Here is a 12,707-nt window from a genome sequence, read left to right on the forward strand (position 1 = left end):
ATGAGAAGAACGCTGAAAACGCTGGTCTTGGGTAGCTTGGGTGGCGTTATCGCCACCCTTTTTTCGCTGCCCCTGGCCTGGATGCTCGGAGCGCTCTTTCTGGTCATGGTCGCCTCGCTTGGTGGTGTCAGAACCGGGGTGGACAAGCGCGTCCACGTTATCGCCATTGCGCTGCTCGGGCTCTTCATCGGCAGCCGTATCCAGGCCCACGAGCTTCTGGGGCTGACCCAGTGGTACCCGAGCGTCATCGCCATGCTGGTCTATATGGTGATGATGCTGACGGGGGGCTACTGGATTTTCAAACGCGCCAACGTCGGGCGCATCAGCGCCATGTTCTGCGCCTACCCCGGCAGCATGAATTCAGCGCTGGTGCTTGCCGAAGGTGCCCGGGGCGATCTTCGCTGGATCGCCATTTCGCATTCACTCAGACTGGTTACCGTGGTGTCGGGGGCGGCTTTGCTGGCCAGCTTCTTCGTTGATGAAGTGACTATTGAAAGCGACAGTCACGGGCTTGCCCTGATGGACGCCGCCGCTCTTGTGCTGGCGCCTTTGTGCTGGTGGCTGGCGCGCAAGTGCCGGGTGCCGATTCCGGAATTTCTAGGCCCCATGGCCGCCGGGGCCATCATGGCCAACGCAGGGGTGGACTACTCGCTGCCCGTCTGGCTGGTGCTGGTGGCGTTTCTCATTCTGGGCTCATCGGTGGGGTCGCGGTTTTCCGGCACCCCCTGGCGCCAGGTCGTCAGCGTGGGCCGCTTCGGCATTCTCTATGCGCTGTTTGCGTTACTCACCGCCATGCTGATGGCCTGGCTGGTCGCTTCCTTCACCGAGCTTTCGTTTGCCGCCGTGCTCCTGGCGCTGATACCGGGCGGGGTGGGGGAGATGGCGGTGATCGCCACGGTCATGGGAATCGATCCGGTCTATGTGGTCTCGCACCACATACTGCGCCTGTTGATTCTCATCTTCATGACACCCTTGATGGTACGTTTGGCGGGCTCGCTTGAAGCGCCGCAAACGCCACCCGGGCAGTAAGCCCGCCGGTTGGCTTGTTGCCAAGAGTGAGAGTGGCCGAGTGAGCGGTGGCAATCTGTTCCACGATGGCAAGGCCCAGGCCGCTGCCCGGGGTGTGCGGATTCTGGCGGTAGAAGCGCTCGGTCAGTTGACCGAGCCGGGCGTCCTCGACGCCGGTGCCGCTGTCGCTTACCGTCAGAACGACGCGGTCGTCTTCCCTGGCCAGGGCGATATCGATGCTGCCCTGGTAGGGCTTGTCTCCGCCGGCATGCAGGCTGGCATTCTCGATCAGGTTGATCACCAGCCATAAAAGCATGATGGGGTCGCCCAGCACCCTGGGTAGCGGCGAAGAACTCTCGGATTCAGGCGCGAAAGCGGGCAGGTCAAGCGAGAGCTCCTGGCCTTTCTGGTAGATGCTGGTGGCGGTCTGGGCGCAGGCTTGCTGGCAGACCTCGGCAAGATCCACCGCTTCAAGCTGGGTGTCGTCGAAAAGCTCGCTACGAGTCTTGGCGTATTTCAGAAGCTGCTGCACCGTATGGCTTGCGTGCTCGGCGATACGCTGCATCTCCATCAGATTGGCGCGGGTATCAGGCTCCTTCGTTGCCTTGAGCGATAGCTCGGTCAGCGCACGCAGCTCTGAAATCGGTGTTCTCAACTGGTGTGAAACATCGGCATTGAGCTGCTGGGTGCTTTCGATGCTTCGCCGCATTCGCTGCATCAGCTGGTTGATGCTCAGGATGAGCGGGTGGATCTCCTTGGGAGCGCCGTCTTCGATGGGGTGCAGGTCGTTGGGCGAGCGCAGACGCAGCGCCTGACTTACCGCGCTCAGCGGCGTGAAGGCACGGTAAATGGCAAACAGCGCCAGGGTCATGGCCAAGAGCCCGGTCACGACCATCAAGCCACTCAAGGTGAGCATGAAATCGTTGGTCAGGGTATAGCGGGCTTCCTTGGATTCGGCGACGATGACTTCGATATCGCTGTGCTGGCGGCTGCGGTTGAAGGGGAACTTCAGCGCCACCGCGCGCAGGTCGTTACCGGCGTAGGCAACATCGAAGAAAAGCGGCTCATCGAGCGGGCCGGGCGGGTCGCCAAGACCGGGGAAGCCCGCGATCATCGGCCCGTTGACCTCGCGAATGCGATAAAAGATCTTGCCTTCGCCACGGCTTCCCAGGGTGCTGATGCTGAAATAGTGCATGTTGATATGCAGCTCGCCGTCCACGGTATAAATGCGTCGCTCCAGGCGCTGGGCGGCGTTGAGCAGCATATCGTCGAAGGTTTCGTTGATCTGGCGGGTGAGCAGTACATGGCTCGACGCCAGGGCAAGCAGAGCAAGCCCGGTAAACGGCAGCCCGATCCAGAGAAGCAGGCGGGTGCGAATCGAGGTCGGTTTCTTGAACATGAAGAGTGCTTATTTCTTGGAATCCAGGTAGTAGCCCAGGCCACGCACGGTTTTCAGCCCGAACTCCTGGCCGATCTTCTTGCGAATACGAGAGATGTAGGTTTCCACCGCGGCGTAGGTGACCGGCTCGTCCAGGGTGGAGAGCCGGTCGATGATCTGGTCCTTGCTCACCAGGCGGTTCTGATTGATCATCAGATACTCGATCACCTCAAGTTCGCGGCGGTGCAGCGCCACCGGCTCACCGTTGAGGCGAAGCTCTCGGGCGTCCGGGAAAAACTCGAGCGGGCCGCACGGTAGCGAGTCTCCGCCAAAGTGCTTGGCCCGGCGCACCAGAGCACGTGCCCGGGCGCTGACTTCGTCCAGGGAAAACGGCTTGCACAGGTAATCATCGGCGCCTTCCTCCAGCCCGAGAATGCGCTGATCCAACGTATCCCGGGCCGAGATGATGAGCACCGGAATGGTATTGTGCTGATGGCGAAGCTTTCGCAGCAGGCTGATACCGTCGAGTTCGGGCAGGCCCAGGTCGAGCACCAGAAGATCGAACCCGCCTTGTTCCAGCGCGTGCTGGGCCTTGGCGCCGTCGTGGACCACGGTGATCAGAAAACCTGCCTCTGTCAGGGTCGTGGCGATCGAGCGCGCCAGGTTATCGTTGTCTTCTACAATCAGCGCCTTCATTCGCGCTCCTGAGGTTTTCCTTCCAGGCGGGGCTTCTACCCTTCGGGCTTCTACCCTTCGGGCTTCTACCCTTCGGGCTGATACTTGTAGCCCACCCCGTACACCGAGCGAATGATCTCCTGGTCGGGGAGGGCTTCGGTGATCTTCTTGCGCAGTTTCTTGATATGGCTGTCCACGGTGCGCTCGGAGACGATGCGGTTGTCCCGGTACATGTGATCCATCAGCTGTTCCCGGCTGAAGATGCGCCCGGGGGCGTGCATCATCACGCGCAGAAGCTGGAACTCCACCGCGGTCAGACCCAGGTCCTGACCGTTGGCCAGCGCCAGCCAGCCTTCGTCGTCGAGGGTGACCGGAGCGCTTGCCACGGGGTCGAGCGAAGCTTCGGCGGCGGCGCGGCTTCGGCGCAGCACGGCTTTCACCCGAGCCACCACTTCCCGGGGGCTGAAGGGCTTGCAGATGTAGTCATCCGCGCCCATTTCAAGCCCCACCAGGCGGTCGACTTCCTCCACCCTGGCGGTCACCATGATGATGGGAAGCGCCGGCCGGTGCTGGCGAAGCTCTCGGCAAAGCGCGAGGCCGTCCTTGCCCGGCAGCATCAAATCCAGAAGCACCAGCGCCGGGGTGTGCTGCTCGAGCCAGGGCATGACCTCGTCGCCGTGGCCGATCACCGTCGGTTCGAAATGGTGGCTGGCCAGGTAATCGGCCATCAGGCGGGCAATTTTAGGCTCATCCTCCACGATCAACAACGTCGCGTTGGAGGAGGTGTCCGGCGGTGGTGAGCCCTGTGAGGTCGAATCAATCGATGACATAGAAAACCCCGTGTCTAGCGTGAAGGCAAAAGCGCAAGGCGCAGCGTCCACCGAAGCCCGCCCAGAGGCGAGGCGCTGGCGTTCAGGGTCGCGCCATGGGCATCGGCCAACGCGCTGGCGATGGAGAGCCCCAGGCCGCTGCCCCCGCTTGTCCGGCTGCGCGAGCCCTCCACGCGGTAAAGCCGTTCGGTCAGTCGGGCAAGCTCGCTGTCGGGAACGCCCGGCGCACTATCTTGCCACACCACCACGGCCTCGTGCGCTTCAATGTGAAGGCTGACGGCCAGCGTGCCGGGGGCCGTGGTATAGGCGCAGCTGTTGTCCAGCAGGTTGCTCCAGAGCTGGCGAAGGCGCTGTGCGTCGCCGCGGACCATGACGTGTGGAGTGATATCGGTGGTCAGGTGGAGCCCGCTCTGCGCCAGCCAGCGCTCGGCGTCATTCAGGCGGGCCTGCAGGCACTCGCTTAGATTTATCGGGGCGAGCTGGATATCCAGCGCCCCGGCATCGCTTTGAGACAGCAGGCGCAGATCCGCCACCAGACGCTCGAGCTGGGCGACCTCCTGGGCAAGCGAGCCCAGGTTCTCCTGGTTCAGCGGGCGAACGCCGTCCTGCATCGCCTCGATTTCGCCGCGCAGCACGGAAAGCGGTGTTCTCAGCTCGTGGGCGGTATCCGAGACCCAGCGGGCCCGGGCATCCCGGCTTGCCTCCAGGGTTTCGGCCAGCACGTTGAAGTCCTGGGCCAGCCGCGAAAGCTCGTCGCGGCCCCGGGCGGGCAGACGCATATGGTAATCGCCCTGGGTCAGACGTCGCGTGGCGCCGGCCAGTGCTCGGGTACGCCCGCCCAGCCACCAGGAAAGCCCGCCGGCCAGCAGCAACGAGGCCACCACCAAAGAGACGACAATGATGAAAAGATTGCGCTGCTGGCGTTCCAGAAAGCGGCTTTCCATGCGCTCCATCATCTGCTGGGGCGAGCGAAAGCCCAGCGCGCCGATCACCCGGGTGCTGCCGGTGGCGTCTTCGCTGTAGAGCGTCAGCCAGCGCCATTCGCTTTCCGCGCCGCCGGGGCGGGGGCGCACCACAAAGCGGCCTTCGGGGTCGCGCAGGGCGAAATCCCGCGCCTCGCCCAGCGGTGAGGGGCGCTCGTTGTGCTCCTGGCCAAGCTCAAAGCGCACGATTTGCGGCCAGCGCTGCGGGGCGCGCTCAAGCCAGTCCCAACTTCCCTGGGTGTTCCAGCGGGTCACCAGGCCGTCGGCCAGCAGCGTGGCCCGGCGCTCCTGGGCCTGGTTCAGGTACTCGATAAAGCCCCGGTCGATACTGTAGGAGACGGCCAGAAAGATGCTGGCGGCAATCGCCACGTTCACGCTCAGAATCACCACGAAAAGCCGCAGCCCGAGCGTCGAGGGGCGCCACCGGGAAAGCGCGGACAGCCGGCTCATGGTGTGGTGCCCTCGGGGCTTGGCCTGGACGGCGCTTTCAACCCCTCGCGCAGGTTTTCAAGGCCCAGATACAGACACGGCACCAGAATCAGGAGAATGACCGTGGCGAAGATCATGCCAAAGCCCAGCGAGATCGCCATGGGGATCATGAAGCGCGCCTGGCGCGAGGTTTCCAGAATCATCGGCGCCAGCCCCAGAAAGGTGGTCAGGGTGGTCATCATGATGGGCCGCAGGCGGCGGGTGGCGGCGGCCACGATGGCCTCGCGGGCGGCCATGCCCTCGCGGCGCTTGCGGTTGGCGTAATCGATCAGCACCAGCGCGTCGTTGATGACCACCCCGGACAGCGCAAGCATTCCTAAAAGACTGATGATCGAAAGCCCGAAGCCCATCACCACGTGGCCCGCCACCGCACCCACCAGGCCAAACGGAATGGCGGCCAGTACCAGCAGCGGCTGCAGGTAACTTCTAAACGGAATGGCAAGCAAGGCGTAGAGGGCGGCCAGCATCAGCCACATGGCGGTGCGCAGGGTGGCGAGGTTGTCGGCGGTGTCCTGCTGGCGCCCGCCCAGGGCCACTTCTAGCCCCGGCCAGGTATTGGTCAGCGTCGGGAACACGTCTTCCTGCAACGTGGCCAGCACCTGGTTGATCGCCTGGTCGCCTTCCGAGTCGGCGGTGACGGTGATGATACGCCGCCCATCGATGCGTTGCAGGCTGCTGGAGGCCTGGCTGAGGGTGATCTCCGCTGCGCGGGAAAGCGGAATGCTCATGCCCTCCGGGGTGCGCACGGGCAGCCGGTAAAGCTCGTTGAGACTCGCCCGGTCCTGCTCGGGCAGGCGCACCTCGACGCTGACCTCCTGGCGGCCGATGAACTGCTCGATGGCGGTGGCGCCTTGCAGCGGGCCGCGTAGAGCCTGGGCCAGGTCGCTGCCGGTGAGCCCCAGCGCCCGGCCTTCAGCGGACAGGCGCATTTCCAGCTGGGGTTTGCCATCGCCCAGGCCGCTGTCGATATCGGTCAGGCCGTACTCGCCAAGCTGCTCGGCCAGGCGCGTCGCGGCGGCTTCCAGCACCTGGGTGTTGGGGTGAGAAAGGCGCAGGCTCAGTGCTGCGCCGCTGCCCGGCCCGCCGACATCCGAGGCAAAGCGCACCGACTGCGCGCCGACAAGATCGCCCGCCAGATCGCGCCAGCGAACGGCGATGCGCGAGGGCGGCCACTCATCCAGGCTTTCCCGGGCGATATCCAGAGTCACCTCCAGGCTCTCGCCGTCCAGCCGGCTGCGAGTGCTCTGAAAGCTGAGCGTGGGCTCCTGGGCGCTCAGGGTTTCGGCGGCGTCGATCAACTGTTGGCCAAGCTCGCGGCTAACGCTGATATGACTGCCGATCGGTAACGTGACGCTGGCCTGCACCTGATCGGACTCCACCCGGGGCATCAGCGAAAACCCCAGACGCCCGCTCATCGTCCAGGCCAGCACCACCAGCAGCAGCGACACGCCCAGGGCCACGCTGAAAAGCCGCTGGTTCAGGGCGCGCTGCAGGAACGGCTCGAAACGTTGATAGGTAAAGGTGTGAAGCCCGCCCTGCAGATAGTGGCGAAGGCGCTCCAGCGGGCGCTGCCAGGCCGGGGTCTGGCGGGGCTTGCGGCTGTGGGCCAGGTGCGCCGGCAGGATGAACAGCGCCTCCACCCAGGAAATCAGAAAGACGGTAATCACCACCACCGGTACCGTGGCGAAGATAAGCCCCAGAAAGCCGGGTAGAAACAGCAGCGGCAAGAACGCCACGATATTGGAAAGAATCGCGAAGGTGAGCGGTACGGCGATCTCCTGGGCACCTTTCACGGCGGCATCGCGCAGCGAATAGCCCTCTTCGCGGTAGCTGAAGATGTTTTCGCCCACCATGATGGCATCGTCCACCACGATACCGAGGGCAATGATGAAGGCGAACATCGACATCATGTTCAGCGACACCCCCACCCAGGGCAGAAACAGCATGGCGCCCAGAAAAGCCGTAGGGATACCAAGGGTGACCCAGAACGCCAGCCTGGCCTCCAGGAAGAGCGCCATCAGCACCATTACCAGGGCCAGGCCCATCCAGGCATTCTTGAGCAAGAGCCCCAGACGGTCTTCGTAGACCTCGGAGCTGTCCCTTGCCACGTCCAGATGGATGCCCTCGGGCAGATTGGCGCGCAGCCGGTCAAGCTCCGCATACACCGCGTTGGAAATGCTGGTGGGGGTTTGAGCGCCTACCTGGTAGATATCCACCGAGAGCCCGCGCTGGCCGTTATAGAATTCCTCCCGGTCGGTCTCGGCAAAGCCTTCACGCACTTCGGCAATCTGGCCCAGCAGTACCGGCGCACCCTGGCCGGTGGTCAGGATCGGCAGGCGCGCAAACTCGGCGGCACTGTTGCGCCGACCCTGGTAGCGAATCAGCCATTCACCCTCGGCGGTAGTGAGCTGGCCGCTGGCCAGGTCCAGCGCTTCTTCGCTGATTCGCGCGGCAAGCTGCCGGTGATCCAGCCCATAGCGTTCGATGGCCTCTTCATTCAGCAGCACCTGGATTTCCCGGTCGCGGTTGCCGGAAAGCTCGGCCCGGGAGATACCGCTGGCGGCCTGAAGCTCGGCGCGCGTCTCTTCGGCGGCGTCGTGCAGCGCGGCCAGGCTGGCATCGCCGTACACGCGCAAGCTGACCACGCCCCGGGAATAACCGGCCAGGGTGAAGCGAGGCGGGTCGGCGGCGCCCGGGAAAGTGGTGATCGCGTTCACTTCCTGCTGGATTTCCTGGTAAACGCGCATGACGTCCACGCCGTCGATCAGCGTGGCCCGCACCACGCCGCTGCTTTCACTGGCGGTGGAGGTCAGTTCATCGATCCCTTCCACGTTGGCAACCGCCGCCTCCACCGGTAGCAGCAGGCTCTGCTCGATATCTTCCGGCGTGGCGCCTGGGTAGCTGATGCTGACCTGAACGGTTTCGCTCTCGAAGGCGGGAAACACCTCCTTCTTGATCGCAAGCGAGGCCATCAAGCCCCCGACGATGAACAGCACCATCAAGAGGTTCGGGGCAACGCCATGGTCCACCATCCAGGCGAGCGGGCCCTTGCGCATCATGGGCTTTCCTCGTTGTGGGCTTGCGCGGGGGTGTTCGCCGGCGTGCGCGGGCGTACTTCCTGACCCTCTCGCGGCTGCGCCAAACCGGCGGTGACCACGCGCTGGCCAGCGCTCAACCCGGCGCTGATCAGTGCCTCGTCTTCGCCCCGGTAGGCCAGGGTGACCGTGGTGCTGCGCAGCCGGTTATCGTCATCGAGCCACCACACCTGGTCCCCCGGGCGAAGCGCTGCGGAGGGAAGGGCGATCAAGGGCTGACGTGCCGTAGTGTGATAGCGCAGGCGCAACACATCGCCCAACCGCAGGGCCGGGCCTGGCTGGTCAAGCGCCAGCGGGTCGTCGACAGAGACCAGCAGCTGCGCCTGCAGGCCGTTCTCTTCAAGGCTTGGCAGAATGGAGGTCAATCGGCCCTCACGGCTTTCATCCGCCGACCAGCTTTGACTGCTCAGGGTGACGGTGTCCCCCGGCGACAGCCAGGCAAGAGTATCGCCAGGCAGCGAGGCGCGTACCCAGAACTCCTCGACGCCCACCAGACTGAGCACTTCGGTGCCCTGGCTCAAAAGACTACCGGCGCCCAAGACGCGCTCGGCCACCATGGCCCGCCAGGGGGCGCTGAGCGTGGCGCGCTCAAGGTTCAAGGCGGCCTGGTTGCGCACCACCCGGGCCTGGGTCAGCTGCGCTTCGGCCTGGCGCAGCTGCGGTTCGCGCAGCACCAGCGCCCGGCGCTCGGCGGACAGTTCGCGGCCAAAGCGCTCGTATTCGCTGCGCGCACGCTGCTGTTCGGCCTGCTCCAGCGCCAGGGTGGCCTGGGCATTGGCGAGCTGGGCTTCGGCGTCTTCCAGGGTCAGTTCCAGATCCGCCCGGTCGATAAACGCAAGCGGTGCCCCCTGTTCGACCACCTGGCCGGGCACCACGCCAGGGGCGAAGCGGTCAAGCTGACCGGCCACCCGGCTTGCCAGCATGGTGGACTTTTCTGCTTCCACGCGACCAAAACCGGTCAGCACCGGGGCCTGAACCTGTTCGTTGACGGTCATGACATCAACCACCGGCGCCGGGGTGGGCGGTGGTGGGCGGCGCTCGATACGCGGGGGCTGGGTGACGATCCACCAGGCCAGGGCCAGGCCGCCGGCCAGAACACAAAGCGCCATGATGGCGCCTAGACGCACCCGGCCTTGTTGCCTGGTAGCCGATTTATCAAAAAAGGTCATTACCGCAGGTCATCCGTTGTAAAGACTAAAGGTGCTGGAAGATAAGCGTAGTATGCTAGCATCTACTCTGGTTAAGCAGTGATTAGGCAAGTAATGTGCAAAGAGCATGCAACATGGTTGCCCGCTCGAATGTACAGGCATCTCCCTTATAGATTTCGGCTGAACGCTTTAAAGCGGCACTAGATTGACAGGTCTCAATGACGTTATGAAAAATACCTCGACCCGCGACAAACTGATCAACACCGGTGCCGAGCTGATCGCTCAGCAGGGGTATAACGCGACGGGCATCAATGCCGTACTGAACACCTGTGGCGTGCCCAAAGGCTCCTTCTACCACTACTTTTCCAGCAAGGAGGATTTCGGGCTGGCGGTCATTGAGCGCTTCGCCGAAGAGTATGATACCGGGCTGGCTGCGCTTTTGGAGGATACCACGCTCGACCCCTTCGAGCGGCTGCGCCGCTACTTCGCTCAGGGGCGCGCCTACATGAACGAGTGCAACCACGAAACCGGCTGCTTGATCGGCAACCTCGGTCAGGAGCTTTCCGGTCAGAGCGATACCTTCCGCGATGCGCTCGATACTGTCTTCAAGCGCTGGGAGCAGCGGTTTGCGGTCTGCATCAGGCACGCCCAGGAGCGAGGCATGATCGCCCCCCACGCCCCTGCCGATGCTCTGGGAAGCTTCGTTCTCTCCGGCTGGGAGGGGGCTATCCTGCGCGCCAAGACGCTCAAGTCGGTCACCCCAATGGAACAGTTCGAGGCGATTTTGTTCGAATACGTGCTGGTCAATACCGCCCCGCGCCAGAGCACTTCGGCTTAAGCTCGACCGGGCATTCGCCCGAAAGCGTATCAAGAACGCGCATTAAAAAGGGCGGCCTCGGGGCCACCCTTCAATGTCTGAACCGCCTGTCATCAGGTATTCAGGATCACGCCACCGTTGAGGTGAAGGGTCTGGCCGCTCATGTACGAGGACTCCTCGCTTGCCAGGTACACGTAGGCGGGACCCATTTCGCTGGGCTGGCCGGCACGGTCCATGGGGACCTGTCCACCGAAGCTTGCCACCTTTTCATCCTCCATGCTGGCGGGAATCAGCGGTGTCCACACCGGGCCCGGGGCCACGGCGTTCACGCGAATGCCGCGATCCATCAACGACATGGCGAGCGAGCGCATCAGCCCTTGAATCGCCCCTTTGGTCGCGGTGTAGTCGATCAGGGTGGCGTTGCCCTTGAAGGCGTTGATCGATGAGGTGGCGATGATGGTGTCGCCCGTGTTCAAGTGGGGCAGGGCGGCCTTGACCATGTAGAAGTGGCTGAAGATATTGGTCTGGAAGGTACGCTGCAACTGGTCGTCCGGGATGTCGGTGATGTCGTCCCAGTCGTACTGTTCGGCGGCGTTGTTGATCAGGATGTTGAGCTTGCCGTATTCATCCAGCGTCTTCTGGACGATCTCGCGGCAAAAGCCGGGTTCACCGACATCGCCCTTGAGCACCAGGCAACGCCGGCCTTCCGCTTCTACCAGGCGCTTGGTCTCTTCGGCGTCTTCGTCTTCCTTGAGGTGCACGATGACGCTGTCGGCGCCTTCCCGGGCATAATGCACGGCCACGGCGCGGCCGATACCGCTATCGCCACCGGTAATGATGGCCACTTTATCCAGCAGTTTATCCACCCCGCGATAGCTTTCGCGAATGTACTCGGGCTCCGGGCGCATGGCATGCTCGTCGCCTGGCTGCTTGTCCTGATGTTGCGGGGGCTGTTTATGATCGCTCATGTGCCTTCACTCCATTGCTGACTACGTGTGCTTTCAATACTTCAAAAACCCGAGAGGCGGCCACTTCCTGGGCCGTATAGAGGGTCACCTCAGTCTAGGTGTTTACCTTAGTCGAAAGTTCTAAAAGCTGCCAAACGTATAAGCGATGCCTTTTGATATCTTATCTTTACTTATCCTTGGAAAAAGGAACAAGGTGGTCCACTAGTTTTAGAAAAGCATGATTTTTTTAAATAATTATTAATTTCCATGTTTCGCTGTCGGGAAGAAAATAAATAGGCGCTTTCCTTAAAAGGTTTAATGCAATTCGTTGTTCTAATAATAATTATTGTTTTTGTATCGCAAGTTATTGAATTTTAAAGATCACGTTCAGTCAGCTTAAATATATAGGTTTTATATTAAGTGCTTTTAGAGGTCAGGCCGCTTTTTAAATTGACAGCGACTCCTTCCTCGCTATATTTCAAGTGTAGCGTGCTTTATAGCGTTACTATTTATTAAAAAGAAATAAGGGAGAGGACAGCACCTGCTTCAGGTGCTGAAAGTTCATTTTGTCCAACACATCAATGGCAAATGAAGCATGGAGGATGCAACCAATGAGCGATCAAGGAAAGTACTCCCAGCCCCAGTCAAACGGTTCTGCCTCGAGCGGGCAGGGTCTTGGCGACAACGACCGCATTGATAGTGAAAGACTCAAGGACCAGGGCAAGGAAGCGGCCCACGATATCAGCGACGCCGCCCAGCATCAGGCGGAGCATCTTTACGACAATCAGCGTAAAGCCTTCGCCGAACAGGCGCATAAATTTACCGACGTGATGAAAAAAGCGGCCGACGATTTCGATAATCAGCAGCAGCCGTTCTTTTCCCAGCAAGTGCGCAAGGTGGCCAATCTGGCCGATGGGTTTTCCAACCAGCTGCGCGACAAGGACTTGCGGCGTATCTGTCACGATGCGCAGGATTACAGCCGCCGCGAACCGGCGATCTTCATCGGTGGCGCCATCGCCGCCGGCTTTCTGGCGGCGCGCTTTTTAAGAAGCTCGCGCAGCCACGATCACGGTCAGTACAGCGAACGTACCACCGACATGAATACGTCAGGCTCGCGCTACTCGTCCCAGCATGTCTCATCTCAGGGTGAAGGCCACAACGGCGGGCGCAACCCGGCGTATGGCGGTGCCCTCGGCGAGCAACGGCCCACCGAGTCCGATGGCTTGGGCGCCTCCCAGCGGCCGCTTTCCACCTCGCGTCCGGGCAGCGACTCCTCGCTCGGCGGTGACAACTCGTCCGGCTCCAAACGCTAGATGATGCGTGGTTAAACGGAACTT

At 62.2% G+C, this 12,707-nt stretch carries 10 protein-coding genes; 3 read left to right on the top strand and 7 right to left on the bottom strand.

Annotated elements, in window-relative coordinates:
* Window positions 1-1,029: an AbrB family transcriptional regulator gene (locus ACWF8S_RS03300; protein ID WP_447555404.1), complete on the top strand. Its 1,029-nt coding sequence runs from the start codon at window positions 1-3 to the stop codon at window positions 1,027-1,029.
* Here ACWF8S_RS03300 and ACWF8S_RS03305 read toward each other — a convergent pair.
* The 6 genes from ACWF8S_RS03305 to ACWF8S_RS03330 form a co-directional block, all read right to left on the bottom strand.
* Window positions 962-2,407 (bottom strand): sensor histidine kinase, encoded by a 1,446-nt coding sequence (locus ACWF8S_RS03305; RefSeq protein WP_447555405.1) that lies wholly within the window; start codon window positions 2,405-2,407, stop codon window positions 962-964. The two genes, ACWF8S_RS03300 and ACWF8S_RS03305, sit on opposite strands and share 68 nt — an antisense overlap.
* Window positions 2,408-2,416: 9 nt before the next feature.
* Window positions 2,417-3,082 carry a response regulator transcription factor gene (locus tag ACWF8S_RS03310; RefSeq protein ID WP_447555406.1) on the bottom strand — a complete coding sequence of 222 codons (666 nt, stop codon included), beginning with the start codon at window positions 3,080-3,082 and terminating at the stop codon, window positions 2,417-2,419.
* Window positions 3,083-3,147: 65 nt separating this feature from the next.
* On the bottom strand, window positions 3,148-3,891 hold the full coding sequence (locus ACWF8S_RS03315) for a response regulator (RefSeq protein WP_447555407.1): 744 nt from the start codon (window positions 3,889-3,891) through the stop codon (window positions 3,148-3,150).
* A 14-nt stretch (window positions 3,892-3,905) separates the two neighbouring features.
* Window positions 3,906-5,324 carry an ATP-binding protein gene (locus ACWF8S_RS03320; RefSeq protein WP_447555408.1) on the bottom strand — a complete coding sequence of 473 codons (1,419 nt, stop codon included), beginning with the start codon at window positions 5,322-5,324 and terminating at the stop codon, window positions 3,906-3,908.
* Window positions 5,321-8,422: an efflux RND transporter permease subunit gene (locus ACWF8S_RS03325; RefSeq protein ID WP_447555409.1), complete on the bottom strand. Its 3,102-nt coding sequence runs from the start codon at window positions 8,420-8,422 to the stop codon at window positions 5,321-5,323. Before ACWF8S_RS03325 ends, ACWF8S_RS03320 begins: the two co-directional genes overlap by 4 nt.
* Window positions 8,419-9,627: an efflux RND transporter periplasmic adaptor subunit gene (locus ACWF8S_RS03330; protein ID WP_447555410.1), complete on the bottom strand. Its 1,209-nt coding sequence runs from the start codon at window positions 9,625-9,627 to the stop codon at window positions 8,419-8,421. Before ACWF8S_RS03330 ends, ACWF8S_RS03325 begins: the two co-directional genes overlap by 4 nt.
* Window positions 9,628-9,832: 205 nt before the next feature.
* On the opposite strand from ACWF8S_RS03330, the gene ACWF8S_RS03335 reads away from it, so the two are divergent.
* Window positions 9,833-10,444 (top strand): TetR family transcriptional regulator C-terminal domain-containing protein, encoded by a 612-nt coding sequence (locus ACWF8S_RS03335; RefSeq protein ID WP_447555411.1) that lies wholly within the window; start codon window positions 9,833-9,835, stop codon window positions 10,442-10,444.
* Window positions 10,445-10,536: 92 nt separating this feature from the next.
* Here the strand turns inward: ACWF8S_RS03335 and ACWF8S_RS03340 are convergent, their stop codons facing one another.
* On the bottom strand, window positions 10,537-11,391 hold the full coding sequence (locus ACWF8S_RS03340) for an SDR family oxidoreductase (RefSeq protein WP_447555412.1): 855 nt from the start codon (window positions 11,389-11,391) through the stop codon (window positions 10,537-10,539).
* 590 nt (window positions 11,392-11,981) lie between these two features.
* On the opposite strand from ACWF8S_RS03340, the gene ACWF8S_RS03345 reads away from it, so the two are divergent.
* On the top strand, window positions 11,982-12,683 hold the full coding sequence (locus ACWF8S_RS03345; protein ID WP_447555413.1) for a hypothetical protein: 702 nt from the start codon (window positions 11,982-11,984) through the stop codon (window positions 12,681-12,683).
* Window positions 12,684-12,707 lie beyond the last annotated feature (24 nt).

The organism is Vreelandella xerophytica (genome assembly GCF_968048975.1).

Bases quoted from the DNA above. Each gene is read 5' to 3' on its own strand.
- ACWF8S_RS03300 (WP_447555404.1), top strand. From the start codon at position 1: ATGAGAAGAACGCTGAAAACGCTGGTCTTGGGTAGCTTGGGTGGCGTT.
- ACWF8S_RS03305 (WP_447555405.1), bottom strand. From the start codon at position 2,407: ATGTTCAAGAAACCGACCTCGATTCGCACCCGCCTGCTTCTCTGGATC.
- ACWF8S_RS03310 (WP_447555406.1), bottom strand. From the start codon at position 3,082: ATGAAGGCGCTGATTGTAGAAGACAACGATAACCTGGCGCGCTCGATC.
- ACWF8S_RS03315 (WP_447555407.1), bottom strand. From the start codon at position 3,891: ATGTCATCGATTGATTCGACCTCACAGGGCTCACCACCGCCGGACACC.
- ACWF8S_RS03320 (WP_447555408.1), bottom strand. From the start codon at position 5,324: ATGAGCCGGCTGTCCGCGCTTTCCCGGTGGCGCCCCTCGACGCTCGGG.
- ACWF8S_RS03325 (WP_447555409.1), bottom strand. From the start codon at position 8,422: ATGATGCGCAAGGGCCCGCTCGCCTGGATGGTGGACCATGGCGTTGCC.
- ACWF8S_RS03330 (WP_447555410.1), bottom strand. From the start codon at position 9,627: ATGACCTTTTTTGATAAATCGGCTACCAGGCAACAAGGCCGGGTGCGT.
- ACWF8S_RS03335 (WP_447555411.1), top strand. From the start codon at position 9,833: ATGAAAAATACCTCGACCCGCGACAAACTGATCAACACCGGTGCCGAG.
- ACWF8S_RS03340 (WP_447555412.1), bottom strand. From the start codon at position 11,391: ATGAGCGATCATAAACAGCCCCCGCAACATCAGGACAAGCAGCCAGGC.
- ACWF8S_RS03345 (WP_447555413.1), top strand. From the start codon at position 11,982: ATGAGCGATCAAGGAAAGTACTCCCAGCCCCAGTCAAACGGTTCTGCC.